The organism is Pseudomonas sp. S3_B08 (assembly GCF_054667725.1).
In genome coordinates this window covers 1,273,959-1,299,022 of the sequence record NZ_CP162750.1, presented here as the reverse complement: position 1 = coordinate 1,299,022, position 25,064 = coordinate 1,273,959, and the positions used below count along the sequence as shown (strand labels likewise).

28 protein-coding genes are annotated in these 25,064 nt (G+C 60.9%); 19 read left to right on the top strand and 9 right to left on the bottom strand.

From position 1 onward, the window contains the following. Nucleotide 1 precedes the first annotated feature (1 nt). On the top strand, nt 2-913 hold the full coding sequence (locus AB4N73_RS06010; RefSeq protein ID WP_150742655.1) for a magnesium transporter CorA family protein: 912 nt from the start codon (nt 2-4) through the stop codon (nt 911-913). A gap of 42 nt (nt 914-955) precedes the next feature. On the opposite strand, the gene AB4N73_RS06005 is transcribed toward AB4N73_RS06010, so the two are convergent. Beyond that, nucleotides 956-1,222, bottom strand: a complete 267-nt coding sequence (locus tag AB4N73_RS06005; RefSeq protein ID WP_041480507.1) for a hypothetical protein — start codon at nt 1,220-1,222, stop codon at nt 956-958. Nucleotides 1,223-1,355: 133 nt separating this feature from the next. Between AB4N73_RS06005 and tspO the strand changes: the two genes are divergently transcribed. The 3 genes from tspO to AB4N73_RS05990 all read left to right on the top strand — a co-directional run bounded on the left by tspO (nt 1,356) and on the right by AB4N73_RS05990 (nt 3,252). Further along, nucleotides 1,356-1,799: a tryptophan-rich sensory protein TspO gene (tspO, locus tag AB4N73_RS06000; RefSeq protein WP_041480509.1), complete on the top strand. Its 444-nt coding sequence runs from the start codon at nt 1,356-1,358 to the stop codon at nt 1,797-1,799. Continuing rightward, nucleotides 1,796-2,779: an alpha/beta hydrolase gene (locus AB4N73_RS05995; RefSeq protein WP_460143055.1), complete on the top strand. Its 984-nt coding sequence runs from the start codon at nt 1,796-1,798 to the stop codon at nt 2,777-2,779. Before tspO ends, AB4N73_RS05995 begins: the two co-directional genes overlap by 4 nt. Nucleotides 2,780-3,000: 221 nt before the next feature. Further along, nucleotides 3,001-3,252 carry a DUF2790 domain-containing protein gene (locus tag AB4N73_RS05990; RefSeq protein ID WP_252869272.1) on the top strand — a complete coding sequence of 84 codons (252 nt, stop codon included), beginning with the start codon at nt 3,001-3,003 and terminating at the stop codon, nt 3,250-3,252. Nucleotides 3,253-3,321: 69 nt separating this feature from the next. On the opposite strand, the gene AB4N73_RS05985 is transcribed toward AB4N73_RS05990, so the two are convergent. Further along, the gene (locus AB4N73_RS05985; RefSeq protein WP_252869271.1) at nt 3,322-4,248 is read right to left on the bottom strand and encodes a LysR family transcriptional regulator; all 927 of its coding nucleotides are present in this window, start codon (nt 4,246-4,248) and stop codon (nt 3,322-3,324) included. Between the two features lie 211 nt (nt 4,249-4,459). Here AB4N73_RS05985 and AB4N73_RS05980 point away from each other — a divergent pair, with 211 nt between their 5' ends. The 3 genes from AB4N73_RS05980 to AB4N73_RS05970 are packed head-to-tail and all read left to right on the top strand — an operon-like array spanning nt 4,460 to nt 7,242. After that, nucleotides 4,460-5,896, top strand: coding sequence for an NAD-dependent succinate-semialdehyde dehydrogenase (locus tag AB4N73_RS05980; protein WP_460143054.1), 1,437 nt, complete (start codon nt 4,460-4,462; stop codon nt 5,894-5,896). 10 nt (nt 5,897-5,906) lie between these two features. Next, on the top strand, nt 5,907-6,239 hold the full coding sequence (locus AB4N73_RS05975) for a carboxymuconolactone decarboxylase family protein (RefSeq protein WP_110599182.1): 333 nt from the start codon (nt 5,907-5,909) through the stop codon (nt 6,237-6,239). A gap of 1 nt (nt 6,240) precedes the next feature. Beyond that, nucleotides 6,241-7,242, top strand: a complete 1,002-nt coding sequence (locus tag AB4N73_RS05970; protein ID WP_460143053.1) for an NAD(P)H-quinone oxidoreductase — start codon at nt 6,241-6,243, stop codon at nt 7,240-7,242. A gap of 66 nt (nt 7,243-7,308) precedes the next feature. Here the strand turns inward: AB4N73_RS05970 and AB4N73_RS05965 are convergent, their stop codons facing one another. After that, the gene (locus AB4N73_RS05965; protein WP_236169206.1) at nt 7,309-8,319 is read right to left on the bottom strand and encodes a zinc-dependent alcohol dehydrogenase family protein; all 1,011 of its coding nucleotides are present in this window, start codon (nt 8,317-8,319) and stop codon (nt 7,309-7,311) included. 157 nt (nt 8,320-8,476) lie between these two features. On the opposite strand from AB4N73_RS05965, the gene AB4N73_RS05960 reads away from it, so the two are divergent. Further along, nucleotides 8,477-9,391, top strand: coding sequence for a LysR family transcriptional regulator (locus AB4N73_RS05960; protein WP_460143052.1), 915 nt, complete (start codon nt 8,477-8,479; stop codon nt 9,389-9,391). 37 nt (nt 9,392-9,428) lie between these two features. Here the strand turns inward: AB4N73_RS05960 and AB4N73_RS05955 are convergent, their stop codons facing one another. Then, complete coding sequence (locus tag AB4N73_RS05955; protein WP_016774346.1) at nt 9,429-9,821, bottom strand: carboxymuconolactone decarboxylase family protein; 393 nt, start codon at nt 9,819-9,821, stop codon at nt 9,429-9,431. 70 nt (nt 9,822-9,891) lie between these two features. Then, the gene (locus tag AB4N73_RS05950; RefSeq protein WP_056784936.1) at nt 9,892-10,278 is read right to left on the bottom strand and encodes a MerR family transcriptional regulator; all 387 of its coding nucleotides are present in this window, start codon (nt 10,276-10,278) and stop codon (nt 9,892-9,894) included. 281 nt (nt 10,279-10,559) lie between these two features. Between AB4N73_RS05950 and AB4N73_RS05945 the strand changes: the two genes are divergently transcribed. From AB4N73_RS05945 to AB4N73_RS05910, 8 genes are all read left to right on the top strand, one after another. Next, complete coding sequence (locus AB4N73_RS05945) at nt 10,560-10,916, top strand: metalloregulator ArsR/SmtB family transcription factor (protein WP_256808739.1); 357 nt, start codon at nt 10,560-10,562, stop codon at nt 10,914-10,916. Between the two features lie 64 nt (nt 10,917-10,980). Then, complete coding sequence (locus AB4N73_RS05940; RefSeq protein ID WP_256808740.1) at nt 10,981-11,451, top strand: arsenate reductase ArsC; 471 nt, start codon at nt 10,981-10,983, stop codon at nt 11,449-11,451. A 48-nt stretch (nt 11,452-11,499) separates the two neighbouring features. Further along, nucleotides 11,500-12,213, top strand: coding sequence for an arsenical resistance protein ArsH (gene arsH / locus AB4N73_RS05935; protein ID WP_041480526.1), 714 nt, complete (start codon nt 11,500-11,502; stop codon nt 12,211-12,213). 68 nt (nt 12,214-12,281) lie between these two features. After that, nucleotides 12,282-13,355, top strand: coding sequence for an ArsO family NAD(P)H-dependent flavin-containing monooxygenase (locus AB4N73_RS05930; protein ID WP_353187658.1), 1,074 nt, complete (start codon nt 12,282-12,284; stop codon nt 13,353-13,355). Nucleotides 13,356-13,566: 211 nt separating this feature from the next. Further along, nucleotides 13,567-13,899, top strand: coding sequence for a hypothetical protein (locus AB4N73_RS05925; RefSeq protein ID WP_150742660.1), 333 nt, complete (start codon nt 13,567-13,569; stop codon nt 13,897-13,899). Nucleotides 13,900-14,088: 189 nt separating this feature from the next. Then, nucleotides 14,089-14,913, top strand: coding sequence for an oxidoreductase (locus tag AB4N73_RS05920; RefSeq protein WP_460143051.1), 825 nt, complete (start codon nt 14,089-14,091; stop codon nt 14,911-14,913). Between the two features lie 596 nt (nt 14,914-15,509). Continuing rightward, nucleotides 15,510-16,451 carry an AraC family transcriptional regulator gene (locus AB4N73_RS05915; RefSeq protein ID WP_056784919.1) on the top strand — a complete coding sequence of 314 codons (942 nt, stop codon included), beginning with the start codon at nt 15,510-15,512 and terminating at the stop codon, nt 16,449-16,451. Nucleotides 16,452-16,570: 119 nt separating this feature from the next. Beyond that, the gene (locus AB4N73_RS05910) at nt 16,571-16,984 is read left to right on the top strand and encodes a PaaI family thioesterase (protein WP_041480531.1); all 414 of its coding nucleotides are present in this window, start codon (nt 16,571-16,573) and stop codon (nt 16,982-16,984) included. A gap of 69 nt (nt 16,985-17,053) precedes the next feature. On the opposite strand, the gene AB4N73_RS05905 is transcribed toward AB4N73_RS05910, so the two are convergent. Continuing rightward, entirely contained in the window at nt 17,054-18,631 is a 1,578-nt protein-coding gene (locus AB4N73_RS05905; RefSeq protein WP_460143050.1) for a GMC family oxidoreductase, read from the bottom strand. A 26-nt stretch (nt 18,632-18,657) separates the two neighbouring features. Then, a complete protein-coding gene (locus AB4N73_RS05900; RefSeq protein WP_460143049.1) occupies nt 18,658-19,431 on the bottom strand; it encodes an alpha/beta fold hydrolase in 774 nt (257 codons plus the stop codon). 88 nt (nt 19,432-19,519) lie between these two features. Between AB4N73_RS05900 and AB4N73_RS05895 the strand changes: the two genes are divergently transcribed. After that, nucleotides 19,520-20,959: an HD domain-containing phosphohydrolase gene (locus AB4N73_RS05895; protein ID WP_460143048.1), complete on the top strand. Its 1,440-nt coding sequence runs from the start codon at nt 19,520-19,522 to the stop codon at nt 20,957-20,959. Between the two features lie 13 nt (nt 20,960-20,972). Here the strand turns inward: AB4N73_RS05895 and AB4N73_RS05890 are convergent, their stop codons facing one another. Then, a complete protein-coding gene (locus tag AB4N73_RS05890) occupies nt 20,973-21,872 on the bottom strand; it encodes a LysR family transcriptional regulator (protein WP_076563309.1) in 900 nt (299 codons plus the stop codon). Between the two features lie 208 nt (nt 21,873-22,080). Between AB4N73_RS05890 and AB4N73_RS05885 the strand changes: the two genes are divergently transcribed. Next, nucleotides 22,081-22,857: an SDR family oxidoreductase gene (locus tag AB4N73_RS05885; RefSeq protein WP_460143047.1), complete on the top strand. Its 777-nt coding sequence runs from the start codon at nt 22,081-22,083 to the stop codon at nt 22,855-22,857. Nucleotides 22,858-22,905: 48 nt separating this feature from the next. On the opposite strand, the gene AB4N73_RS05880 is transcribed toward AB4N73_RS05885, so the two are convergent. Next, entirely contained in the window at nt 22,906-23,799 is an 894-nt protein-coding gene (locus AB4N73_RS05880; protein WP_150635633.1) for a LysR family transcriptional regulator, read from the bottom strand. 95 nt (nt 23,800-23,894) lie between these two features. Between AB4N73_RS05880 and AB4N73_RS05875 the strand changes: the two genes are divergently transcribed. After that, nucleotides 23,895-25,061, top strand: coding sequence for an MFS transporter (locus AB4N73_RS05875; RefSeq protein WP_252885808.1), 1,167 nt, complete (start codon nt 23,895-23,897; stop codon nt 25,059-25,061). The last annotated feature ends 3 nt before the right edge of the window (nt 25,062-25,064 follow it).

Here is a 25,064-nt window from a genome sequence, read left to right as displayed (position 1 = left end):
AATGATTGAAGGCTATTGCATTGATTGCGGCGCCCTGCACAGGACATCGGAGGACCAGGCGACTGTCTGGCTGTGTGTCGCCCCGGACGCAGCCGAGCAACTGGATTTGCACAGACGCCTGGGCATTGGCGCACAAGCGATAGAGTCGTCGCTGGACCCAGATGAAGTGGCCCGCATCGAGGTCAAGCCAGATCACCTGTTCCTGATCTGGAAGCGTCCGGAAAGCTTCGACGGGCGCGCATTCAACGTTTCGTCCTTCGGAGTGGTGCTGAGCGAAAAACGCCTGGTGGTCATTTGCGCGAGCAACTCGCTGCTTTCGGGTCTTGAGCACGATGCGCAAATGACCGGGCCGCTGGACGTGCTGATGGCGTTACTCGCTGAAAGCGTTCATCACTATCTCGGGCATTTGCGCGTGGTCAAACAGATCGCCCGGGAGATTCAACAGCAATTCACGCGGGCAATGGACAATCAGCAATTGGCGCAGATGTACAACCTGAGCGAAAGCCTCGTGTACTACGTCAATGCGATTCAAAGTAACGGTGCGGTGCTGACGCTGCTGCGCAACCACGGCCAGCGTCAGGGCTTCAGCGACAGTCAACTGGCTGCGCTGAACGATCTGATCGTGGAAAACGAACAAAGCTTTCAGCAGGCCAGAATTCACGCCAAGGTGTTCGCCAACCTCATCGAATCCCACGGCAATCTTGCCAACAACAGCATGAACCGGGCCCTGCGCAAGCTGACACTGATCAACGTCGTATTCCTTCCCTTGAACCTGATCGCCGGCATCGGTGGCATGTCGGAGTTCAGCATGATGACGTCCGGCGTCCCATGGTGGATGTCCTTTCCCGTGCTGATCGCCTGCATGGGCCTCGTAGGCGCGGGGATGGTGCTGGTATTGCGGCGCATGGCCTGAATCCAGAGCACATTCTGCTAACGCCTGCGCCGCATGCGGGCGTCAATTGGTCCGGCTGACCACCCGGATATGCGTAATCCCTACCCGCTCGGCCTGCTCGAGAATCTGCTCTGGCGTCGAATCCGCCGTGGGCATGACCAGGCTGTTTTCTGCATCGCCCAGATGCAGTTCGAGCAGATGCATCGCCGCGTCGTGCTCGGCCAGTTGCGCTTCCTTGAGTTCGAGCAGATAAGTACGAGGCTCGCCGTTGAAACGGTATTCAATGTGATAGGTGTACATGTTGTCGTCCGCGTCGGTGGGAAAAGGCACTGTTTATCCTGACGCAGCGGTCAGCTTTTAGTTCAACCTGACTGCCAAATTGCATTTGCGAACAAACTTTTTGCGCAGCGAAGCGTCCTCTTCTTAACTCTCCACAACAGCTGATCACAGCTAAGGACTGGCAATGACCTTTTTCATCTTCCTCTTGGCCTGCGCGGCGGCGGCAACCACTGGCGTGATGTTCAAACCCGGCCCGTGGTACGAATCGCTGACCAAACCCTCTTTCACCCCGCCCAACTGGGCCTTTCCGGTAGCGTGGACGATCATCTACCTGCTGCTGGCCTGGGCCGGTTATCGCTTGAGCCTGATCCCCGGCAGCCAAACGGTGCTGGCCTTGTGGGCCGCGCAAATCGCCCTGAACACGCTGTGGACGCCGGTGTTCTTCGGCGCGCATCAGGTGCTGGCGGCGCTGGTGATCCTGGCGGTGCTGTGGGTGGTGGTCGCGGTGATGGTCGTGCTCGCCCTGCAACTGGACGTGGTCACCGGGCTGATTCTGTTCCCGTACCTGGCGTGGCTGTGCGTTGCGGCGGCGCTGAACTGCTCGATCCTGATGAAGAATCGCCTGTGAGCGAATTTCCATGGCCGCAAGGCGAGCCTGAGCTGGCACAGGTTCGCGCATTCAACAAAAAGCTCGCCTGGCTGCCACGCTTCAAGATCCGCAATCGCCTCACCCCACGGCTGATTCAGGCGTTGCTGCGGGCGGGTCAGCTCGGCGGCGCTGGCAAGCTGCGCCAGCATCGGCTGAGCGCCGAACGGAAGATCATCGACACGGTGCCCGTGCGCATCATCCGCCCCAAGGGCAAAGCCAGAGGCGTGGTGCTGGATTTCCATGGTGGCGGCTGGGTGATCGGCAATGCGCAGATGAACGACAACTTCAACATCGCCATCGTCAATACTTGCGACGTGGCGGTGCTGTCGGTGGATTATCGGCTGGCGGTGTCGACGCCAATCGAGGGCTTGCTGGAAGACTGTCTGCGCGCCACTCGCGGCATATTGAACGATGGCGAATTTGCCGGACTGCCCGTGGTCGTCGTCGGTGAATCGGCCGGTGGGCATCTGGCGGCGGCCACCCTGCTCGCCCTCAAATCTTCGCCGCAACTGCTGCAACGGATCTGCGGCGCGCTGCTGTATTACGGCGTCTACGACCTGACCGGCACGCCCAGCGTGCGCGCCGCGCCAGCCGATACCTTGGTGCTCGACGGCCCCGGCATGGTCGAAGCGTTGCGCCTGCTCACACCTGATATCAGCGACGAACAACGACGCCAGCCACCACTGTCGCCGCTGTATGGCGATTTCAGCGGACTGCCACCAGCGCTGCTGTTTGCCGGCGACCTCGATCCGCTGCTGGATGACACGCGGCTCATCGCCGAGCGCTGGCAGCAAGCGGCGCCGGTGGACATGTATGTGCTGCCGGAGTGTCCGCATGGGTTTATTCACTTCCCGACCGCCACTGCTGACCATGTGCTGGCTTACAGCCGCAAGTGGATTTCGGCGCGAGTGGCAAGCTACTCAGCGAAAACCGCCGAAATCAGCCCGGCGTTTTCGTAGCTGCCGATTGCATGGCGAGCCATAAAGAAACGAGACAAACAAAAGGCGCCTTCACCGGCGCCTTTTTTTGTTTGCGCTGAACCCTGCGCGATCGTTCACCCCATGCCGATTGTGGCTCAAACCGTAAACAGTCTTTACCCAATCCGCGCCTGTTTCCCCCGCCAGCCGCCGCATAGAGTTTGTTCCAGCAGCACACTCAACTTCAGCAAAGGAAAATACCCATGAAAGTCTCAATGCTCGTCCTCACACTCTTCGGCTTCAGCTCGGTGGTCATGGCTCAGGACTCGACTACCACGCCTCCCGTCGAGCAATACACCTACGCCAGTCACCTCGACGTCGCCAAAATCATCTCGGAAGATCCCGTGCCGGATGTCTGCGCCGTAGTGCCGGTGCACATGACTTATCAGGACTCCCAAGGCAAACAGCACATCCTGCAATACGAGGTCATGGGCAGCGGTTGCAGCAACGGCTGATCCGGCCAATATCTCGCACACCCATTGCGTCTCAGAGTTGGCTCGCTGAGACGCAAATGCTTTACCGCTTCAATCGATAAGCGCCTGAGCAGTGCTCGCCAACTGCGCGCCGACCCGGGTTTTCAAGGTATCGATGAATCGCGTGATCTTCGCATCGACAAACTGGCGAGACGTGTAGACCGCGTAAACATTGCGCTCGTAGGTGTGGTAATCGGGCAGCACCCGCACCAGCCTGCCGGCACGCAAATCGTCGATCGCCGTGAAGCCTGCCAACAGACCAATCCCCGCCCCTTCGCGAATGGCAACGGCCATTGCGTCCATATCGTTCACGCTGAAACTCGGCCCACTCGGAATGAACGTCGCATCGCCCGCCTTGCTTTTGAGCTGCCATTCATCGCGCACGTAATCCACGGTACCGAGCAGCAGGCATTGATGATCGCAAAGCTGCTCCGGCGTTTCGGGGGCGCCATGCCGCGCCAGGTATTGCGGAGAGGCCACCAGTACGCAGTGACTGACGCCGATCTTCTGGCTGACATACGCCGAATCCGGCAGCGTTCGCGCGATCAGAATGGACACGTCCAACTGATCCTCAAGCAGATTGGGCATGCGTTGGGAGAGCATCAAATCGACGGTCACTTCGGGAAACGCCTGGCGATATTCCAGCACCGCGCCGGTCACCAGTTGCCGCGCCAGTCCGGGCACGCAGTGCACGCGTAACGTCCCTCGTGGTTGCAAGGCGGCATTGCTCGCCTCGGCTTCGGCGCTTTCCAGGTCAGCGAGAATCTTCACGCAGCGTTCATAAAACCGCCGGCCCGCGTCGGTCACCGAGAGACGCCGGGTCGAGCGTTGCAACAGGCGGGTGTCGAGTACGTTTTCCAACGCCGAGACCGCACGCGATACGTTACCGACGGTGGAGTCGAGATGGTTGGCCACGGCAGTGAAACTGCCCATCTCGACTACCTTGATGTACACCGACATGTTTGAAAGTTTGTCCATCCTGATCGTCCTGTAGAACTGCCACTCACTGCGGATAAGGACGGATGCTACACGCTCGCCCCTGCGCTCGATATTACCTTCTGGGACAACAATGATTCCCTCGTGGCCGGCTAAATCAAACGGCACGCCTTCCATAGACTGGATTCCACGGGACGCCTGAACTACTGCGTACAAGGCGCCGAATGAATCCTTAACCATGAAGGCGACATCCATGAACACTCTTTACGATCCGCTCTATCTCTTCATCGGTGGTCAATGGCTCACCGCCCAGGACCGCGCTACCGCTGCCGTGGTCAACCCGGCAACCGGCGAGGAAATCGGTCAGGTGCCACTCGCCACCGCCCAAGACCTGGATCACGCCCTCGAAGTGGCCCGACTGAGCTTCGACCAATGGCGCCAGACCGTGCCGGACCAGCGCGCAAAAATCCTCAAGCGCGCCGCCGACCTGATCCTCGAACGCGCCCCGCACATCGCTGCGCAGATGACACTGGAAGAAGGCAAGCCACTGCGCGAAAGCCTCGATGAAGTGACCCGTGCGGCGGAATATTTCGAGTGGTTCGCCGAAAGCGCACGACGCATCGACGGCCGTGTTGTCCCGGCCAATCGTCCGGGTGTACTGCAACTGGTCAAACGCCAAGCCATCGGCCCCGTCGCAGCGTTCACACCGTGGAATTTCCCGGCCATCACCCCGGCGCGCAAGCTCTCGGCAGCGCTGGCTGCCGGTTGCAGTGTGGTGCTCAAGCCTGGCGAGGAAAGCCCCTCCACCGCGCTGGCCCTGGCCCGGGCGCTGGACGATGCCGGCTTGCCCAAAGGCGTGCTGCAAGTGGTGTTCGGTGTGCCGGATCAAGTGTCCAGCCATTTGATTGCCTCACCGATCATTCGCAAAGTGACCTTCACCGGTTCGGTGCCGATCGGTCGGCTGCTCTCGGCCCGCGCTGCCGAAGGCGTCAAGCCGATCACTCTGGAACTGGGCGGCCACGGCCCGGTGCTGGTGTTTGCCGACGCCGACATCGAAAAGGCAGCTGTGGAAGGCGTCGCCAATCGCTTTCGCGGCACCGGCCAAGTGTGCATTTCCTCGACTCGTTTTCTCATCCAGCGTGAGGCCTACGCCGAGTTTGTCGAGCACTTCGTCGCGGCCACCCAGGCGTTGAAAATCGGCGATGGCATGGATCCGCAAACCCAGGTCGGCCCTCTGGCCAACCCACGGCAACTGGCGAAGATGGAGCACCTGATCGCCGACGCCGTGGAGAAAGGTGCACGGGTGCTGGCCGGCGGTGAAGCGTTGCCGGGCGCAGGCTTCTTCTTTCAGCCCACCGTATTGGCCGATGTGCCGATGAGTGCGCGAATCATGCACGAAGAACCCTTTGGCCCCATCGCGATACTGATGCCTTTCGATGAGTTGAGCGATGGCCTGCAAGAAGCCAACCGCCTGCCCTACGGCCTCTCGGCCTACGCGTTCACTTCCAATGCGCGCACCGCGATCGACGTCGCCGATGGCCTGGAAGCCGGAATGATCGGCATCAACCAGTACCGCATCGTCGCCACCGAACTGCCCTTCGGCGGCATGAAAGAAAGCGGCCACGGTTCTGAAGGTGGCATCGAAGGCATCGAGCACTATCTCACCAACAAATTCATCAGCCAGGTTTAAGGGGATTTCCATGTCGACTATCGATTTCAGCAGCCCACGCGAAGCCGCCCGCGCCTTCACCCCGAAACTGGCGCAATTCGTGGACTCAACGCTGTACCCGCAGATCTGGAGTGACCCCGCCTTGTCACCCCGCGAGCGCAGCCTGATCACTGTCGCCGCGCTGATTGCCGGCGGCCACTGCGAAGAGTTGCCCGCGCACCTGCGCCGCGCTGTCAGCAATGGTGTGAGCCATGAAGAGTTGTCGGCGGCGATCACTCACTTGGCCTTTTACGTCGGTTTTCCGGGCGCCATCACCGCCTCGGCCATCGCCAATGCCACCCTTGCCGACACGGAGCAACGCTGAGATGAAAGCCATCAACCTGAAAGCGTTCGGTCCGGCAGAAGTGCTGCAACTCGGCGAAGCGCCCAACCCTGAAGTGCGCCCGACCGACCTGCTGGTGCGTGTCTATGCGGCCGGCGTGAACCGTGCCGACCTGACTCACCGAACCGGCGGCTACGGCCATGCGAACTTCGGCGACTCGTTGATCATCGGTCTGGAGATTGCCGGGGAAGTGCTCGAGACCGGCAGCGAGGTCAGCGGATTCGCCGTCGGCGACCGGGTGATGGGCGTTGTCGGTGGCGGCGCCTACGCCGAACTGGCGCGCATCGACTACCGCATGGCCATGCCGATTCCGGCGCAGCTCGACTATGTGCACGCCGCGGCGATTCCCGAAGTGTTCGTCACCGCCCACGAAGCGATGCTGCACCTGGCCCGACTCAAGTCAGGCGACTCAGTGCTGATCCATGCCGCCGCCGGTGGCGTCGGTTCCGCTGCCGTGCAACTGGCCTACGCCACAGGCGCCACGGTGTACGCGACCACCGAAGGCAGCAAGCTGTCGCGCGTCGAACACCTGGGCGCCGACGTGGCCATCGACTACAAAAACGAGGATTTCGCCGCAGTCATCGCCGACAAAACCCAAGGGCGCGGGGTCGACGTGATCATCGACTTTATTGGCGCGCCCTACTTCGCCCGCAACATCGCCTCGCTGGCCCACGGTGGCCGCTTGGTGCAGGTCGGCATTCTTGGCGGCGGCGGCAAGGTCGACGTGGAGCTGGAGCACATCCTCTACCGGCACCTGCAAATCATCGGCACGGTGATGAAGTCGCGCACCCAGCCGGAGAAGCACGCGATGATCCAGCGCTTTCGCGACCACTGGCTGGAACGCTTCGCCGGCGCTGCGAGTCTGGAACCGGTGGTGGACAGCACCTTTGCGCTGTCCCGCGCAGCCGATGCCCATCGGAGGATGGAGTCTTCGCAGAATGTCGGGAAGATTATTCTGACGATGCAGCCGGAGGATTTGCGCTAGGACAGACATAAAAAAAGGCCAGTCCGTTGAGCTGACTGGCCTTGGTTTGTCTGACGTTTTCGCTGATCAGCTCACCTTGATCACAACCTTGCCAAACGCCCCTTTCGCCAGATGCTCATAGGCCTCGCGCGCCTGTTCGAATGGATAGACATGGTCGATCACCGGGCGAATGTCGTGCTCGGCGAGGAACACGTTCATCCGGTCGAACGATGAACGCGGTGCCACCGCAATGCCGCGAATGGTGGTCTGGCGGAAGATCAGCGGCATCAGGTTCAGCTCGACGGTCTGCCCTGTCAGAAAGCCAATCTGCGCTATCCGCCCCGAGGCCTTGGTCGCTGCTACCGACTGATTGATGCCATTGCCTCCCGCCACATCGAGCAGCAGGTCCACACCCTTGCCCTCGGTGAGTTTCAGCACCTCGTCCGCCCAGTTCGGCGTGCTGCGGTAGTTGATACCGGCGACCGCGCCCAGACGTTTTACCGCGTGCAGGTTTTCATCGCTGCTTGAGGTAGCGATGACTTTGGCGCCCAGCGCGGTGGCGATCTGCACGGCGAAAATCGATACGCCGCCGGTACCCTGCACCAACACAGTCTGGCCCGGTTGAATAGCGCCGAAATCCACCAGCGCATACCACGCAGTCAGTGCGGCGATCGGCAGTGTCGCCGCCTCTTCATCGCTCATGTTGGCCGGCGCGCCGACGGCGCTGTCCTGATGAATGATCATGTACTCGGCGAGGCCACCGGGCAGCGGCGAACCGAAGCAATAATCCGGCTCGCTCGGCCCCGGCTCGCCATCCAACCAGCGCGAGTACAGATGTGAATTGACGCGGTCGCCAACCTTGAAACGAGTAACACCGGCGCCGATTGCAACTACGGTACCGGCGGCATCGCTCACCGGAATCAGCGGTTTCGGCACCAGGTGCGGCTCGTAGATACCGTCAACGATGGCCTTGTCGCGAAAATTCAGCGAGACCGCGCCGACCTTGACCAGCAGCTCGCCAGCCTTGGGCTGCGGGGTTTGCGTCTCGCCCAGTTGCAGATTGTCGAGCCCGAAATCTTTCAGTAACCACGCTTTCATGATGTGTCTCCAAATGCATTATTGGCCGCAAACCCTCAGCGGGCTTGCCTTGGGGCCATGATTGGCTTTTACATCAGCGCAATAAATGCTTGGAAACAGACATGATTGTTCTATTCTCAGGCAACAAATCCAGATACTGAAGCTCACCGGAAAAGTCATGGAATTACTGCAATCAATGCGCCTGTTCGCCCGACTGGCGGAGCTGAGCAGTTTCACCAAAGCCGCTGAGTCGCTGGACATCGGCCGGCCGCAGGTCACTCGCTATATTCAGGAACTGGAAACATCGCTGGGCGTGCGCCTCTTCCAGCGCACTACGAGGAAAGTCGCACTCACCGCCGAGGGTGAACTTTTCTATCAGCGGGTCCAGGAAATTCTGGCCGAGATCACCGCCGCCACCACAATGTTCGATCGCACCGGAGCCACGCTGTCCGGCCGCCTGCGCATCGACATTCCCACGGCGTTCGCGCAGCTGGAATTCATCAAAAGCCTGCGCGAATTCACCGACACCTACCCCGGCATCGATATGGTGCTGGGCGTCACCGATCGTGCGGTTGATCTGGTCGGCGAAGGCATCGACTGCGCGCTGCGCATCGGCGAGCTGCCCGACTCAACCCTGATCGCCCGCCCTATCGCCTTGGCGACCATGGTCACCTGCGCCGCGCCCGAATACCTGCGCGAGCACGGCACACCGGAAACGCTTGGAGATCTGGCGAACCATCAAGGCGTGAACTTTCTCTCGGGCCAGAACAACCGCACCTTGCCCTGGCAGTTTTCAGTTGAGGGCAAACAGAAATCCTACGTCAGCCGCCAAGGTATTACCGTCACCGAGTCGAACGCCTACGTGCAGTGTGGCGTGTCGGGCTTCGGCATTATTCAGGCACCGGGTATCGCGGTGGCAGAGCATCTGGCTAACGGTGCTCTGGTGGAAATTCTGCAACCGCTGCGCCCGCTGCCTCGGCCAGTGACGCTTTTGTACCCGAGCCGCACGCATTTGCCGGCGCAGGTGCAGGTGTTTATCGAATGGCTGCAGGTGCGGTTTGTGCAGTTGCATGGGGGGTGGGTGGTAGGTTGAATCTGGCTTTATCCCGCAGTTTCTGCAGCGTGCGCACCTAGGATTTAACACTGATCCCGCGAGCAGCAAAGACTTCACGCGCAGCCGTTATACCGTTCAGGGCACTGGGAAACCCTGCGTATACCGTCATTTGCAAGATCACATCGACCACCGCCTCCGGTGTGCACCCGACGTTCAGGGCGCCGCCGATATGCACTTTCAGTTGTGGCTGTGCGTTGCCCAGTGCGGTCAGTGCCGCAACGGTTGCCAGCTCACGAGTGCAGTGGTCGAGGCCGGGGCGGGCGAAGACATCGCCGTAGGCAAAACTCAGAATCCAGTCCGCAAGTTCTGGAGCAGTATCCTTCAATGAATCAACCACTGCCTGACCAGGTCCGCCAGTAATCTGCGTCAGAGCGGCTTCTCCGCGCGCTCGACGATCAGTCATCTCCACGGGCGCTGCGACACTGGTCACGCTTGCACCAATAAGTGTGGCGGACAGCAAACGATTGAGACCGGGAAGTTTACGGATCATGGTGATGCTCCTTTTGCTCGAGTTGGTGATAGATCTGAATCTTGTTATCCAGAACCTCCAGGGACTGGCTCAACTGGCTGATCTGCGCTTGCACGTCCCGGCGATGCTGCTCGAGAAGCTCGCGGCGTTCTGCCAGGGTCGAGTCGCCTGATCGGCGCAGTTCGGCATACCGCAGCATTTGCTGGATCGGCATTCCGGTCGCCTTCAACCGGAGCAGAAACTCGGCCCACAGCACATCCTTCTCGGCGTACACCCGGTGGCCATTGCCACCGCGCCCAACCGGGTCGAACAGCCCGATGCGCTCGTAATAGCGGATCGTGTGAGCGCTCAAATCAAGGCGCTTGGCCAACTGTGAAATTGTCAGTTCTGGATTCATGTCATCACCGTAAAGGTTTGAGCGTGCTCTAAGTCAATGGCTATTTTCAATCAGTTGGAATCAGACAAATCGCGGGCACTATCCGCGCGGTCCGTCGCTATCAGTCTCGACGGTTCAACCCCTGTTATATTCGCTTTACCAGATATATGACTATGCGTATATTCGGTTATCCGTATCCATTGCTCGGCAATCATCCCGCCGCCTTTCACCCTACGCGTCACGACATCCGCAAGCGCATCAGGCTCTTCGTTTTGGTCAAGACACAAGCTTCTGGAGGATGTATGACAGAACCCATGACCCCCACCACCTTGTTCAAGTGTCTGGCCGATGACACCCGGGCCAAAATTTCCCTGCTTGTCGTGCGCGAAGGCGAGTTGTGTGTATGCGAGCTGACGGCAGCGCTCGACCTGAGTCAGCCGAAGATTTCTCGCCACTTGGCGCTGCTGCGCTCCGCCGGTTTGCTGCTGGATCGTCGCCAGGGTCAATGGGTGTACTACCGACTGAATCCTGATGTGCCCGCGTGGGTGGCAGCAGTTTTGAAGGCAGTGGCAGACGCCAATCAGCCATGGCTGGAAACCGAGGCCAAGCGCCTGTGCTGCATGAGCGACCGACCGGTCAATCAGGCCATGTGCAGCTGATTCATGCCCACCGGATCAACCACCCTGGCACTGCGCCTCAGTTTCTGAATCAAGGAATCGTCTGATGAAAATCTTGTTCATGTGCACCCACAACAGCTGCCGCAGCATTCTGTCCGAGGCGCTTTTCAACCATTTGGCGCCCGAGGGCGTAGACGCTGTCAGCTCAGGCAGCTTTCCCAGTGGCCGGGTGAATCAACGGGCACTGCAAACGCTGGAGGCGGCGGGTATTTCCACAGTGGGCTTGAGCAGCAAGGCTTCGGATGCTTTTGAGGGCTCGCCTCCGGACATCGTGATCACCGTCTGTGATCGGGCTGCGGGAGAAGCATGCCCGATCTTTTTCGGCCCAGCCTTGAAGGCGCATTGGGGGCTGGCCGACCCGTCTGAGGCTAGCGGGTCGGAAGCCGAGATCACCGCAGCGTTTGAAAGCACACTGGCCAAAATTCAGGAACGCGTGAGTGCTTTTCTCGCACTGCCGCTCAAGACCATGAGCCCTGACCAACTGCAAGCTGAACTGAACCGCATCGGTTCGCTTTGAAGATCAACCGAGGCGCCCCCCCCTCCAGGTGCCGCCGCAGGAGTTCATATGCAAGACACATTGCCAAACGTACACGCCGACCTGATCGACATTCCTACGCTGGAGCAGCTGTCTCCGCGTAATCCTTCGCCCCACAAACCTCGCATTTTGCTGCTATACGGATCGACGCGAGAGCGCTCGTTCAGTCGTCTGGTCACGCAAGAAGCGGCACGCCTGCTGAATGAGTTTGGCGCCGAAACCAGGATTTTTGATCCTGCGGGTCTGCCGCTGCCTGATGACGCACCCGACACGCATCCCAAAGTCGTGGAACTGCGCGAGCTGATGCAATGGTCCGAGGGTCAGGTGTGGTGCTCTCCTGAGCGTCACGGCTCCATGAGTGCCGTGTTCAAAGCGCAGATCGACTGGGTTCCGCTGGCGCTGGGCGCTGTACGACCTACGCAAGGCAAAACCCTCGCTGTGATGCAGGTCTGCGGCGGCTCGCAGTCATTCAACGTGGTCAATCAGTTGCGGGTACTTGGCCGGTGGATGCGGATGTTCACCATCCCGAACCAGTCTTCCGTGGCCAAGGCGTTCACCGAGTTCGATGAAGCGGGTCGCATGAAGCCTTCTTCGTACTACGACCGCTTGGTGGATGTGATGGAAGAATTGATGAAGTTCACGCTGCTCTTGCGCGATCGTCAGGATTACCTGGTCGACCGTTATTCCGAGCGCAAGGAATCCGCCGAAGAGCTGTCCAGACGAGTCAACCAGCGTTCAATTTGATACCTGTGTGCGGAAACGGTATGAGCGCACCACGATCTTTCACATGTTGAGGCCTTTGCGCCGGGAGGATGCTGGTGAGTCAGAATTCGAAACTTGATGTCGTGGTCATTGGTGGTGGTCAATCCGCGCTGACAGTCGCCTATTTTTTGAAGCGCACAGGCTTGTCTTACGTGCTGCTCGATGCCGAGCCGGGACCGGGAGGCGCCTGGCGGCATGGCTGGGATTCGCTGCGGCTTTTCTCGCCGTCGGCATGGAGCTCGATTGCAGGCTGGCCGATGCCGGCCATATCCGAGGGGACGCCCGGGCGGGACGATGTTGTCGAATACCTGACTCAGTACGAGCGCCGGTATGACTTCCCCATCATCCGCTCCACGCGGGTGACCGGTGTCGAGAAGATCGAAGGCGGGTTGCGCGTTATCTCAAAGGACAATTACTGGGACGCCAAAGCGGTTATCAGTGCAACAGGCACCTGGAGCCGCCCGTTCGTACCGGACTATCCCGGCCAGGCGTTGTTTGCAGGCAGGCAGCTTCATTCCGCTCATTACGTCGGGCAGAACGGGTTTGCGGGTAAAACCGTCCTTGTCGTCGGTGGCGGCAACTCCGGCGCCCAGATTTACGCCGAGGTCTCCAAAGTGGCGCAGGCAACCTGGGTCACGCAACAGGCCCCAACGTTCTTACCTGATGAGGTGGATGGACGCGTCCTGTTCGAACGCGCTACTGCTCGACTGAAGGCGCAGCAGGATGGCGTCGAGCCTCAACAGCCCATTGGAGGGCTGGGCGACATCGTCATGGTGCCACCGGTGAAGGAGGCTCGCGAACGCGGTGTACTGAACGCAGTACGGCCGTTCACGCGTTTTACTTCGACAGGGGTTGTGTGGTCATCGGGGATCGAGACAAAGGTGGACGCTGTCATCTGGTGCACGGGCTTTTCTCCAGCGCTCGACCACCTGAACAACCTGGGCGTTGTAGGCCGGGATGGCAAAGTGATTGTTGACGAAAGCCGAAGCGTTGCGATACCCGATCTGTGGCTGGTGGGTTACGGCGACTGGACGGGGCTCGCTTCTGCCACATTGATCGGCGTAACCCGCACCGCCCGGGATGTAGTCAGGCAAGTGCAAAGCTATCTCACTGGCGGAACCTGATTGCTCGCGGCGCCGTGAAGCCATAAGGTCGCTAGCCTGTAAATCATCTTCAGCGAGCAGAATCAGGCAAATTGCCAACAGTATCCGCCTAACGCCGACACCGCCCTGCCCCCTAATCTGAACCCATGCAGAACACACCACTGCAACGGGTTAACCAGATACGGATCTGAACGACCCGGACCTCAATCTCAACTTGACCGGAGTCACCGCCATGAAAACTGTAAGCCAACTGATCGCCGTCGCCACTTTCGCCCTCAGCGCCAGCGCATTCGCCGTACCGAGCAATCAGGAAGATCGTTTCTTCACCCAGGTCAACGAACCACAGCAGACTGTTGCTGCCGATGGCTCGGAACGTACGCCGCAGGGTCAGGCTCTGGCTGAAAACGGCCGCAACCGCCTCGAGGAACAAGGCCTGGTTGAAGACGGTTATGACAAGACCCCACAAGGCCAGGCCATCGCTGCCGACGGCTCAGACCGCACCTCAATGGGCCAGGCCCTCGCCGCTGATGGATCAGACCGGACCCTAGGTCGTCGCGCAGCATAAGCGCGTGTCGCTGAAACAAGAAAAGTCCTGCAGGTTTGAAACCTGCAGGACTTTTCCGTTTTTTGAGGCAAGACCTGATCGAAAACCCTATTGATAGGAACAGGCAATACTCCGATCCGATTCGGCATCGTCCGCCAGCGTTATCCGCCCTAGCATGGCCTCTCCAATTGCCTGCTGGAGTACAGATCCATGAAGACCCTTTTCATCACCGGTGTCAGCAGCGGCTTTGGCCAAGCGCTGGCCAAGGAAGCACTTGCCCAAGGCCATAAGATCATCGGCACAGTGCGCAGCGAATCAGCGCTGGCAGCCTTCGAAGCGCTGTCGCCCGAACGCGCTCATGGGGTGGTGCTGGACGTTACCGATTTCGATGCCATCGATGGGGTGGTTGCGGCAGTGGAGGATCGCCACGGCCCGGTGGACGTGCTGGTCAACAACGCAGGTTATGGCCACGAGGGGATTTTTGAAGAGTCATCGCTGGAGGAAATGCGCCGCCAGTTCGACGTCAACGTGTTTGGCGCAGTGGCGGTGACCAAGGCGTTCGTCCCGTATTTTCGCCAGCGCCGCGCGGGGCATGTTCTTAATATCACGTCGATGGGGGGCCATATCACCATGCCCGGGATCGCGTATTACTGCGGCAGCAAGTTTGCGCTTGAGGGCATCTCCGACACCTTGAGCAAGGAGCTTGCATCCTTCAATATTTTTGTCACCGCTGTGGCGCCGGGGTCATTTCGCACCGACTGGGCAGGCCGCTCGATGCAACGCACGCCGCGTAGCATCAGTGACTACGACGCAAGCTTCGATCCGGTGCGCAAGGCCCGGGAGGAGAAAAGCGGCCAGCAGCTGGGCGATCCGCTGAAAGCTGCACGGGCCATGCTGACCATCATCGACAGTCCAGATCCGCCGGCTCACCTGCTATTGGGCAGTGATGCGCTGGCGCTGGTGCGTGACAAGTTGCAGCAGACGGCGGAGAGTATTGAGCAATGGGCAGCGCTTAGTCGTTCGACGGATGGCTGAAAGATCAAAAGCACCCTCACCCCAGCCCTCTCCCGGAGGGAGAGGGCGCCGATCGCGGGTGGATTCAACTCCTGAGCCTGCCTCGAAGATTTCCGCAGGGCTTATTACGCTAGAACAGCGCGGTCAGCATTCGGCGCGATATTTCAGGTCGGCAGATCCCGATCAAACACCACGGTCAGTCCCCTCTCCCTCTGGGAGAGGGAGCCGATCGCGGGTGGATTCAACTCCTGAGCCTGCCTCGAAGATTTCCGCAGGGCTTATTGCGCTAGAACAGCGCGGTCAGCATTCGGCGCGATATTTCAGGTCGGCAGATCCCGATCAAACACCACGGTCAGTCCCCTCTACCTCTGGGAGAGGGAGCCGATCGCGGGTAGATTCCACTCCTGAGCCTGCCTCGAAGATTTCCGCAGGGCTTATTACGCTAGAACAGCGCGGTCAGCATTCGGCGCGATATTTCAGGTCGGCAGATCCCGATCTAACACCACGGTCAGTCCCCTCTCCCTCTGGGAGAGGGCTAGGGTGAGGGCTCTGTCTGACACCCCGCCAATCAGCCAGACAGGTTCAAACGCGCCTTTTCACAAGGAAACCCACAGCCCATGCCGAAACCGAAAGACCCAATCACAGCGCGCATGGTCCAGCTAATGAGCCAGCTCGCCCCGCTGGAGGGCTACAACCTGAGCCCGCTGGACGATGTACGTTTCCTGCGTTCCAACCGACCGCTGACCCGCACGCCGGTGCTGTATGAACCGGGCATCGTGATCCTCTGTCAGGGGCGCAAACGCGGCTATCTAGGCGATGAAATCTACGTCTACGACGCTCAGCACTATCTGGTGGTGTCGGTGCCGGTACCCTTCACCATGGAAACCTGCGCCAGCGAAGCCGAGCCGATGCTCGCGGTGTACGTGCGTCTGGATTTCGCCCTGGCTGGCGAGCTGATTCAGCAAGTGGATGAGCTGTGGGATTTCCCCACAGCGCAGCCGATGGGCATGTACGCCTCGCCTCTCGACGAACCGCTACGCCAATCGACCCTGCGCTTTCTTGAAGTGATGAGCAACGATGCCGACGCGCAAATCCTCGGCCCGGCGATGCTGCGCGAGCTTTACTACCGTATCCTCACCGGCGAACAAGGTGGCACCCTGCGCGCCGCCATCGCCCAACAAGGCCAGTTCGGCAAAGTGACCCGCGCCATCCACAAGATCCACAGTTGCTATCACCAGCATCTCGACGTAGAAACCCTGGCCGAGGAAGCGCAGATGAGTGTGCCGAATTTTCATCTGCACTTTCGCAAGGTTACCGATTCCTCGCCGATGCAGTATCTGAAGTCGACACGGCTGCACCAGGCGCGATTGCTGATGCTGCGTAACGACCTGACCGCGGCGAAATCTGCGTTTCTGGTCGGTTACGAAAGCGCCTCGCAATTCAGCCGCGACTTCAAACGCCTCTTCGGCCGCACACCGCTAGCGGAAGTGGCGTGGATGAAAACGGCCTATGCGCTGCCGGCACCGACGAGTGCTTCGCCGTTTGTGTCGTCGCACTGATTTTCAGTGCCACGCTCCGCGCATTTATTGCAGCAAATTCCCCGTTCGCATAGTGCTTGCCCCCTCCTGCGTTTCCTCGCCCAATCATGCAGGTCAGTCGCCTGCATCAGGATGGGAACATGAACACCACGGCCATTCCCGAAGGTTTCACTCCATTGACCCGCAGCAGTCCGTTGCTTGATCTGCTCGGCCCGATCTACGCCAGGGGTCAGGGGCTGCACTTGGAATTGGGTTTACTGACCGACTCCCGCCACGCCAACGGCCGTGGCACTTTGCATGGCGGTGTATTGGCGACACTAGCGGACGTGGGCATGGGTTACGCCATGGCCTTTTCCAGCGATCCGCCGCAGCCGTTGATCACCGCGAGCATGACCCTGGATTATCTCGGCGCGGTGCAAATCAACGAGTGGCTCGAAGTGCGTCTTGAGCACTCCAGAAAGGGCCGCCAACTGGCGTTTGCTGGCGTCAGTCTGCACGTCGGTGAGCGAACGGTCGCGCGCGCCAGTGCCGTGTTCGCCGTGCCGATGAATTGAATCGACTGACTCGACTCATCGTCCCACCTGGACGGCAGGCCGGGATTTGCCGCCCCGCCCGCACGGCCATTACCTTGAAGGCATGGTGTTCGCCATCGTCACCCCATACGCAGCCAGAAGCATATCCGCCGCCCGCTCACCAATAACGACACACGGCGCCATCGTGTTGCCAACGGTAATGCGCGGCATGATCGAGGCATCTGCAACGCGCAGCCCGTCAATGCCATACACGCGTAATTGGTGGTCAACCACCGCCAGCGCATCGCGGCCCATTTTTGCCGTGCAGGACAGGTGCCAATAGGTCACGGCCGAGTTGCGGATGAACTGTTCCATAGCGCGACGCTCTCTGGGACCGGGCACGACTTCGCGCTTGATCAGCGCATTGAAGGCCTGGCTGTTGCCGAGTGCGCGGCACAGTTCGATCGACGCATGGGCTGCGGCCATGTCCTCGGGCTCGCTCAGGGAGTTCGGCTCAATGATCGGTGCATCCAGCGGCCCAGCACCCGACAACCGCAAGCGTCCGCGACTGGCCGGTCTGGCCAGCCCGGCGAACATGGTCCAGCCATGCTCCGGCGGCTCGATGGCGACCTCAGGCGGAGACGGTACCGCGAATGCCAACTGGCACTGCAACAGGTCCGGGGCTTCCAGGCGGCTGTCGCTTTTCCAGTACAAGGTGGTTTCGCATCCGCTGCCAGCGACGGCCTGGGGTTGTCGATACTCCCACGTGCAAGCGAACGCCAGATGATCCTGCAAATTCTCGCCCACACCGGGTAGATGAACGACCGGTGCGATGCCGTGTTTTCGCAGTTCATCCGCCGGGCCGATGCCCGACTGCATGAGCACTTTCGGTGATTGCACCGCGCCCATGGACAGGATGACTTCAACTGCGGCATGAAAGCAGCGCCGCTCGCCGGCGATCAACACTTCGACACCGACGGCCCGGGTGCCGTCCAGCAACACGCGAGTCACTAAGGCTCCGGTCAGCACCGTCAGGTCGCGACAGTGCAACCGTGGCTGGATGTAGGCGTCATAAACCGATTCACGCTTGCCGTGTTTGATGCGCAAGTCGGTGATGGCGACGCCGCCCGGGCCTTCCATCATCTCGCCATTGGGGCTGTCGAATCGGGGGATGCCCAGATCGCTGGCCGCCTCCAGCGTTGCCCACGCAAGGGGTTGAGGCGTGGCCGGCTGTTCGACATGTACCGGCCCACCTGAACCACGCCGAGTGGCGTCCGGGCTGCCTTGCCAGTTTTCGATCCTGCGGTAGTAATCGAGAACCGATGCGTAGCCCCAGGCCGGGTCGCCAGACTCGGCAGCAAAATGCTCCCAATCGGCGCGATGGCCGCGCGACCAGACCATCACGTTGATGCTCGAACCTCCACCGAGCCCCTTGCCCATGCTCAGCGGGAGCCGTCGACCGTTGAGGCGTGGATCGGATTGCCCCTCGAATGCCCAGTCGCGCGCGGAGCCCAGGTTCAGCGGCCATTGCGCCGGTTCGGTCACCTCGGGGCCCGAATAACCTTCGCCGGCTTCAATCAGCAGAACCCGTGCGCCTGACTGATCGGCAAGCCGCGCAGCGACCACGCAGCCCGACGTGCCGGCACCACAGACAATGAAGTCATAGTCGTGATCGCTCCGAGGATTCATACGCCCGCTCACCTTCGATGCCGCGATCACTGCTCAGCAACGCCGTGCACGGCTTTGAGAATCACCGCCGCGACTTGCGCCGGCTGCGACTGCTGCGGGACATGGCTGGACTTCACCTCGGCGAGGGTCGCACTGATGCGCTTGGCGGCAGACCGCTGGACGTCGGGATGAATCATCCGGTCTTCGGTAGCGAGCAGGTACCAGGACGGCTTGGTTTTCCAGGCCGAAACGGTGGTTTTATCTTCGAAAGCCGAGGCCTTGATCGGCCCCTGTGTGGCGGTCATGACGGCGGTCTGCGCGGCCGGCAGATCCTGAGCGAAATCCTTGGCCATGCCTTCAGCGGTGAGATAGAGGAAGCCGTTACCGTCGGCCTTGATCTGACTGATGCCCGGCGGCGTCGGCGCGCCTTTACCCTGCTCGCCGCTGGTTTGCCCGGCCTCTGGCGCGAAGGCGGCGACGTACACCAGCGCGCTGACTTTCTGTTCGTTGCCGGCTTCGGTGATCACCGTGCCGCCCCAGGAGTGACCGACCAGCACCACCTTGCCCTGCTGGTTGTTCAGCGCGCGGCGCGTGGCGGCAACGTCATCGGCCAGCGAGGTGAGCGGATTTTGCACAACGGTAACGGCCACGCCTTTGGCTTGCAGCAGTGGCACCACTTTGGCCCAGTCGGAACCGTCGGCGAAGGCGCCGTGTACGATCACCACCGAAGGCGTTGTATCCTGCGCGTGGCTGGCGCCGGCCATGAAGGTACTGGCCAGGGCAAAGGCGACGGTGGCGAATTTCGATTTGATTGTTTTCATTGGATGAGCTCCTGTTCGGGAGTTCAGAGTGTGCTGGCCGGCCTGCGATGTGGGCATCGGTCAATTATCCGACCCCGGGGCATTTTTCATGGATAGTGGCTTGCAACTGGACATCTCACTGGACGGCGCACTGGCAACCATCGCCCAGGTCGGTGACCTCAGCATGGGGCAACCGCTCGGTCACTCCCGGCGCGTTGCCGCTTTGGCGCGGATGCTCGCGCAGGCATGCCACGGCGACGGTGAGCATCTGCAGGTTGCAGAGCAGATTGCCTTGCTGCGCTGGTCTGGGTGCACGGCCAACGCCGAAGGCTTTGCCGACCTGCTGGGTGACGACGTCGATGGTCGCCGCGCAATGCTCGATCTGACCCTGGGCAATGAGCAGATGAACGCGGTGCATCAGGCAACCCCGCTGGCCGTCGTGCACTGTGAAGTGTCCGGTGCAATCGCCAAAACCCTCCAGCTCGGAACCGCCGTCGAAGCGGGCCTGTGTCGGGTGTTCGAAACCTACGACGGCACTGGCCGACCGCTCGGCGTGGCGCATGAACATATCCCGGAGGTGGCCTATCAGGTGGTCATGGCCGGTGATCTGGATATTCTCACTCGCGCTCACGGCCTGGACGCGGCGTTGCGCTGGATCAACGAGCAGTCGGATCGGCGCTATCCAGCGTCGCTGGTGTCGTTGCTGGTGGCCAATGCCAAGGCCTGGCTGGCGGATCTGGAAACGCTTTGCACAAAAGTTGAACCCGCGCCTGAGCAGCGTCGTGTCTCGCTGACTTTGGTCGGAGACGTCATTGACTTGAAGCTGCCATGGCTGGCCGGGCATTCGCGTCAGGTCGCGCATGTTGCCGTGGAAGCGGCACGCCTGTGGGGGCTGGGTGAGCCGGCTTTGGCAAACATTGGCAAGTCTGCACTCATTTACGGCCTCGGCCGCGCAGCCGTTTCCAATCACCTATGGAATAGCCCAGGGTCGCTGCCCTACGGTGCGGCAGAGCGAGTGCGGCTGGTGCCTTACTGGACGCAACATGCGCTCCGACCGGTTCCTGAACTGGCCGCGCCCGCCGAAATAGCCACCCACGCGTATGAACGGCTCGATGGCAGCGGCTATTTTCGCGGCGTGGCGGGTGATGCACTGAATGCCGAACATCGGCTGTTCGCCACCTCGGTCGCCTGGGTAGCGTTGAGGCAAGCCCGGCCATGGCGAGCAGCCCACGACGAAGCCGCAGCCGCCACGCTACTCAAACAGGATGCTGGTCGTGGCCTTTTCGATCACGATGTCTGCGAAGCGGTCATTGCCGCCGCCAGTGGCGAGCGCCGCCTGCGGCAACCCAAGCCTTCGCTGCTGACAGCCCGTGAGTGCCGCATTCTTCTGGAGATCAGCCGTGGCGCCAGCAACAAACAAGTCGCGCTACTGTTGGATATCAGTCCGAGCACGGTACGCACGCACATGGAAAGCATCTTTCGCAAATTGCAATGCTCGACCCGTGCAGCCGCCACTCTGAAGGGGCTGACACTGGGCTTGATCGCCTGAATACCGTGCCGGGTCAAGCCTGACTGGCGCGCGCCAACTCAATGAATGCCCTGGCGGCCGCAGAGGGATTGCGGCGGTTCGGGTAGTACAGGCACAACCTGTCTCGGGGCGGGGTCCAGTCCTTGAGTACCTGCACGAACTCGCCGCTGCGGATTTCGTCACGAACGTCCTGCTCCATGAAAAAGCCCAGCCCCATATCCGCCTGCACCGCCACCTTGACCACGCTCGATTCATCCAGGGTCAGCGGCCCGTTCACATCCAGACGAATGACTTCGCCGTCGCGCTCGAAATACCAAGGGAAAATCGCCCCGTTCGGCAGTCGTACGCGGATGCATCGATGCCCGGGCAGATCGGACGGCGAGCGCGGTTTGCCGTGTTGTGCAAAATACCCCGGCGAACCGACCACCGCGTAACGTTGCGGCGGGCCGACTGGCACCACAATCACATCGTTGGGCACCAGGCCTGCCGAGCGCACGCCGAAATCGAAGCCGTCAGCCACGATATCCACCAGGCGCCCTTCGGTCACAAGGTCAATGTGGACTTTCGGATGCTGCTGCAAAAACTCGATCACCAGTGGCAGCAGCGCCGAACGCGCAGCGCTGGCGAAGGCATTGATGCGCAGCGTTCCCGAGGGTCCGGCATTCTGCGATCGCACTGCATCCAGTGCCGCGCGCAAGTCGTGCAAGGCTGGCCCCACTTGCTCGAGAAACACCCTGCCCGCTTCGGTGATGGCGACGCTGCGGGTGGTGCGGTTGAACAGGCGCGATTCGAGGCGCGCTTCGAGTTGCGCAATGGTGTTGCTCAGCGCGGTGGTCGAAACGTCGAGATCAATGGCAGCCTGGCGGAACGACCCCCTGCGTGCCACCGCTATAACGGCATCCAGTTCATTAAGGGCTAAGCGATCCTGGGCCATGGATTGTCCTCATTTTCGGGATAGGTCATTAAGGTTTGTCCCAGTTGAACAAACTATCTGTGGCGCAGCAAGATGACTCCAGACCATCAATCAGGAGTCAGGCAATGAACCTTCAACTTTCCAACGTCGTGCAAACGTATCTCACGGTCACCGACGAGAAAAAAATCTCCGACGCAATCCATCAATTCCTCGCGCTGGAGATCTCGCCATGCTGAATTCAGGATTGACTGGCAAGCGGGTGCTCGTCACCGGCGGTACCAAGGGAATCGGCAAAGCAGTGGTCGAGTGGTTCCTGGCCGAGGACGCAAAGGTCATCACCTCGGCTCGGCAAGTGGACGTCGAAATGCCGGGCGCACTGCTGGTCGCGGCTGATCTTTCGACCCGGGAAGGTTGTGACGCACTCATCGCTGCGGTCGAACAGCAACTGGGCGGCGTCGACATAGTGATCCATGTCCTGGGTGGCTCGTCGGCCCCCGGTGGTGGTTTTGCGGCGCTGGACGAGGAACAGTGGCAACGCGAGCTCAACCTGAATCTGCTGCCGGCGGTGCGCCTTGATCGCGCCCTGCTGCCGGGCATGCTCGAGCGTCGTAATGGCGTGGTGATCCATGTCACATCCATCCAGAGTAGGCTGCCACTGCCGGAATCAACGACGGCGTACGCGGCGGCCAAGGCTGCGCTGTCGACCTACAGCAAAAGCCTGTCGAAAGAAGTGTCACCCAAGGGGGTTCGCGTCGTGCGGGTATCGCCGGGCTGGGTTGAAACCGAAGCGTCGGTGGCATTCGCCGAGCGACTCGCGCAGGAGGCAGGCACTGACTATCAAGGTGGCAAGGACATCATCATGCAGGCCCTGGGCGGTATCCCGCTCGGCCGCCCGTCGACGCCAGTTGAAGTGGCTGAGCTGATCGGGTTCCTGGCATCGCCGCGAGCAGCGTCGATCACCGGGAGTGAATTTGTGATCGACGGCGGCACCATCCCGACCATTTAGCCGCCAGTCTGCGGGTCATGGACGACCCGCAGAATCCGCACAGCACGTCTACATCCGATGCTGCTCCAGCAAAAAATCCACAAACAAGCGCACCCGCACCGGCATCGCCGCGCCGCCGACGAACACCGCATGAATCGGTTCCTCATCGCCCGGGTTAAACGCTTGCAGCAGCGGGATCAGCGCGCCGCGCTGCAAGTCTTCCCTGACGGTGAACTCGCCAATCCGCGCAATTCCGGCGCCGAGTCTGGCGAACTGGGCCAGTGCTTCGCCGCTGCTACATTCGATGTTGCCGCTGACTTTCAGCGAGAACTCCTTGCCGTCGCGGATAAACGGCCAGTTGGCTTCGGCGCGGCGGAAGTTGAAGCGCAGGCAGTTGTGCTTGAGCAGGTCTTCGGGTTGCTGAGGCGTGCCATGACGTTCCAGATAGTCGGGCGATGCCACGACCACCTGGCCGGTGTGGCCGAGCCGGCGTGCGGTCAACGGGCTGTCGGGCAGATGGCCGAAGCGTATGGCGACATCCGCCTGGCCGGCGAGGATGTCAACGACTTCGTCGCCGAGGCTGAGGTCGACGACGATGTTCGGGTAGCGGGCGGTGAAGGCTGCGACCAACGGCACAATGGTCAGCCGTCCATGGCCAAGGGCGGCACTGACGCGCAAGCGGCCCTTGGGTACGCCTTGATCGGTGATGGCCCCTTCCACTTCGTCCATGTCGGCGAGAATCCGCCGGGCACCGCGCAGAAAGGCCTCGCCCTCGGCGGTAAAAGTGAGTGCGCGGGTGGTGCGCAGTAGCAGACGAGTGCCGAGTCTCTGTTCGGCGCGGGCGATGATCCGACTGACCGCCGAAGGCGTCAGCCCCAGCGCACGCGCAGCCGCTGAGAGGCTGCCCTCCTGCGCCACGGTGACGAACACGCTCATTTCCCCTGATCTGCCGTTGAAGTCCATTCGTGCCTCTTACGCAAAGGTGATTGCCAAAATCGCCATCTACCGCCGGAAAACCATGGATCGTAGCATTGGCGGCATAGATGAGGAGACTTTCCATGCGTATCAATCCACCACTTGTTGCACTCGCTGTCGGCGCCTTTGGCATCGGCGTCACCGAGTTCGCGCCGATGGGCATGTTGCCCGGCATCGCCGCCGATCTCGGCGTTTCCATTCCCGCTGCGGGGTTGCTGGTCAGTGCCTACGCCTTGGGCGTGCTGCTCGGCGCGCCGCTGATGACCCTGACCACCGGCAAGATTCCCCGGCGCTATCTGCTGATCGGGCTGATGGCGATTTTCACCCTGGGTAACCTGATGTCGGCGCTTGCCACCGATTACTCCAGCCTGATGGTCGCCCGGGTGATCACCTCGCTCAATCACGGCGCATTCTTCGGGGTTGGCTCGGTGGTGGCCGCCAGCGTGGTCGCGCCGGAAAAACGTGCCGGCGCAGTCGCGGCGATGTTCATGGGCCTGACCCTGGCGACCATTGGCGGTGTGCCGCTGGCAGCGTGGTTTGGTGAGCTGTTCGGCTGGCGCACGGCGTTCTGGGGCATTACCGGCCTCGGTGTGCTGACCATGATCGCCTTGTGGTTCGCCCTGCCCAATCTGAAAGCAGAGCAAGGCGCGGGTGCGCTGGCAGAAATACGGGTATTGGGCAGAGGTCCGGTGTTGGCCGCGCTGGCCCTGACCGTGGTCGGCTCAAGTGCGATGTTCACCGTATTCACTTACATCGCGCCGATTCTCAGCAGCGAGACCCATGCCTCCGCCGCGTTCATCACCGCCATGCTGGTGCTGTTCGGCGTCGGTTTGACGCTGGGCAACATGTGGGGTGGCAAGGCTGCCGACCGTTCGATTGACCGCACCCTGATCGTGTCGCTGAGCGCATTGATTGTGGTGTTGCTGGCGTTCACGGTGCTGATGCGCTGGCCGCTGCCGGCCGCCGTGGCCATTCTGATCTGGGGTATCGCCAGCTTCGCCCTAGTGCCACCGCTGCAAATGCGCGTGATGGAAGCCGCCAAAGACGCGCCGAATCTGGCTTCGGCGGTGAACATCGGCGCCTTCAATTTCGGCAACGCGATCGGCGCGGCGCTGGGTGGCGCGGTGATCAATGCCGGGCTGGGTTATCCGGCGATTTCCCTGGCCGGCGCGGCGATGGCCGGTCTGGGGTTGCTGATGGTGCTGACGTTTGCCTGGCGTTCCAGAGCCAATGCTGCTGCGCTGGCGTGAGCC

What these genes read in the sequence shown, in the direction of transcription:
- AB4N73_RS05900 (WP_460143049.1), bottom strand. Translation starts at nt 19,431, where the DNA reads ATGAAAACAATCAAATCGAAATTCGCCACCGTCGCCTTTGCCCTGGCC.
- AB4N73_RS05905 (WP_460143050.1), bottom strand. Translation starts at nt 18,631, where the DNA reads ATGAATCCTCGGAGCGATCACGACTATGACTTCATTGTCTGTGGTGCC.
- arsH (WP_041480526.1), top strand. Translation starts at nt 11,500, where the DNA reads ATGCAAGACACATTGCCAAACGTACACGCCGACCTGATCGACATTCCT.
- AB4N73_RS05975 (WP_110599182.1), top strand. Translation starts at nt 5,907, where the DNA reads ATGTCGACTATCGATTTCAGCAGCCCACGCGAAGCCGCCCGCGCCTTC.
- AB4N73_RS05945 (WP_256808739.1), top strand. Translation starts at nt 10,560, where the DNA reads ATGACAGAACCCATGACCCCCACCACCTTGTTCAAGTGTCTGGCCGAT.
- AB4N73_RS05930 (WP_353187658.1), top strand. Translation starts at nt 12,282, where the DNA reads ATGCTGGTGAGTCAGAATTCGAAACTTGATGTCGTGGTCATTGGTGGT.
- AB4N73_RS05940 (WP_256808740.1), top strand. Translation starts at nt 10,981, where the DNA reads ATGAAAATCTTGTTCATGTGCACCCACAACAGCTGCCGCAGCATTCTG.
- AB4N73_RS05880 (WP_150635633.1), bottom strand. Translation starts at nt 23,799, where the DNA reads ATGGACTTCAACGGCAGATCAGGGGAAATGAGCGTGTTCGTCACCGTG.
- AB4N73_RS05875 (WP_252885808.1), top strand. Translation starts at nt 23,895, where the DNA reads ATGCGTATCAATCCACCACTTGTTGCACTCGCTGTCGGCGCCTTTGGC.
- AB4N73_RS05915 (WP_056784919.1), top strand. Translation starts at nt 15,510, where the DNA reads ATGCCGAAACCGAAAGACCCAATCACAGCGCGCATGGTCCAGCTAATG.
- AB4N73_RS06010 (WP_150742655.1), top strand. Translation starts at nt 2, where the DNA reads ATGATTGAAGGCTATTGCATTGATTGCGGCGCCCTGCACAGGACATCG.
- AB4N73_RS05890 (WP_076563309.1), bottom strand. Translation starts at nt 21,872, where the DNA reads ATGGCCCAGGATCGCTTAGCCCTTAATGAACTGGATGCCGTTATAGCG.
- AB4N73_RS05965 (WP_236169206.1), bottom strand. Translation starts at nt 8,319, where the DNA reads ATGAAAGCGTGGTTACTGAAAGATTTCGGGCTCGACAATCTGCAACTG.
- AB4N73_RS05920 (WP_460143051.1), top strand. Translation starts at nt 14,089, where the DNA reads ATGAAGACCCTTTTCATCACCGGTGTCAGCAGCGGCTTTGGCCAAGCG.
- AB4N73_RS05895 (WP_460143048.1), top strand. Translation starts at nt 19,520, where the DNA reads ATGGATAGTGGCTTGCAACTGGACATCTCACTGGACGGCGCACTGGCA.
- AB4N73_RS05950 (WP_056784936.1), bottom strand. Translation starts at nt 10,278, where the DNA reads ATGAATCCAGAACTGACAATTTCACAGTTGGCCAAGCGCCTTGATTTG.
- AB4N73_RS05990 (WP_252869272.1), top strand. Translation starts at nt 3,001, where the DNA reads ATGAAAGTCTCAATGCTCGTCCTCACACTCTTCGGCTTCAGCTCGGTG.
- AB4N73_RS05985 (WP_252869271.1), bottom strand. Translation starts at nt 4,248, where the DNA reads ATGGACAAACTTTCAAACATGTCGGTGTACATCAAGGTAGTCGAGATG.
- AB4N73_RS05925 (WP_150742660.1), top strand. Translation starts at nt 13,567, where the DNA reads ATGAAAACTGTAAGCCAACTGATCGCCGTCGCCACTTTCGCCCTCAGC.
- AB4N73_RS05910 (WP_041480531.1), top strand. Translation starts at nt 16,571, where the DNA reads ATGAACACCACGGCCATTCCCGAAGGTTTCACTCCATTGACCCGCAGC.
- AB4N73_RS05885 (WP_460143047.1), top strand. Translation starts at nt 22,081, where the DNA reads ATGCTGAATTCAGGATTGACTGGCAAGCGGGTGCTCGTCACCGGCGGT.
- AB4N73_RS05970 (WP_460143053.1), top strand. Translation starts at nt 6,241, where the DNA reads ATGAAAGCCATCAACCTGAAAGCGTTCGGTCCGGCAGAAGTGCTGCAA.
- AB4N73_RS05960 (WP_460143052.1), top strand. Translation starts at nt 8,477, where the DNA reads ATGGAATTACTGCAATCAATGCGCCTGTTCGCCCGACTGGCGGAGCTG.
- tspO (WP_041480509.1), top strand. Translation starts at nt 1,356, where the DNA reads ATGACCTTTTTCATCTTCCTCTTGGCCTGCGCGGCGGCGGCAACCACT.
- AB4N73_RS05980 (WP_460143054.1), top strand. Translation starts at nt 4,460, where the DNA reads ATGAACACTCTTTACGATCCGCTCTATCTCTTCATCGGTGGTCAATGG.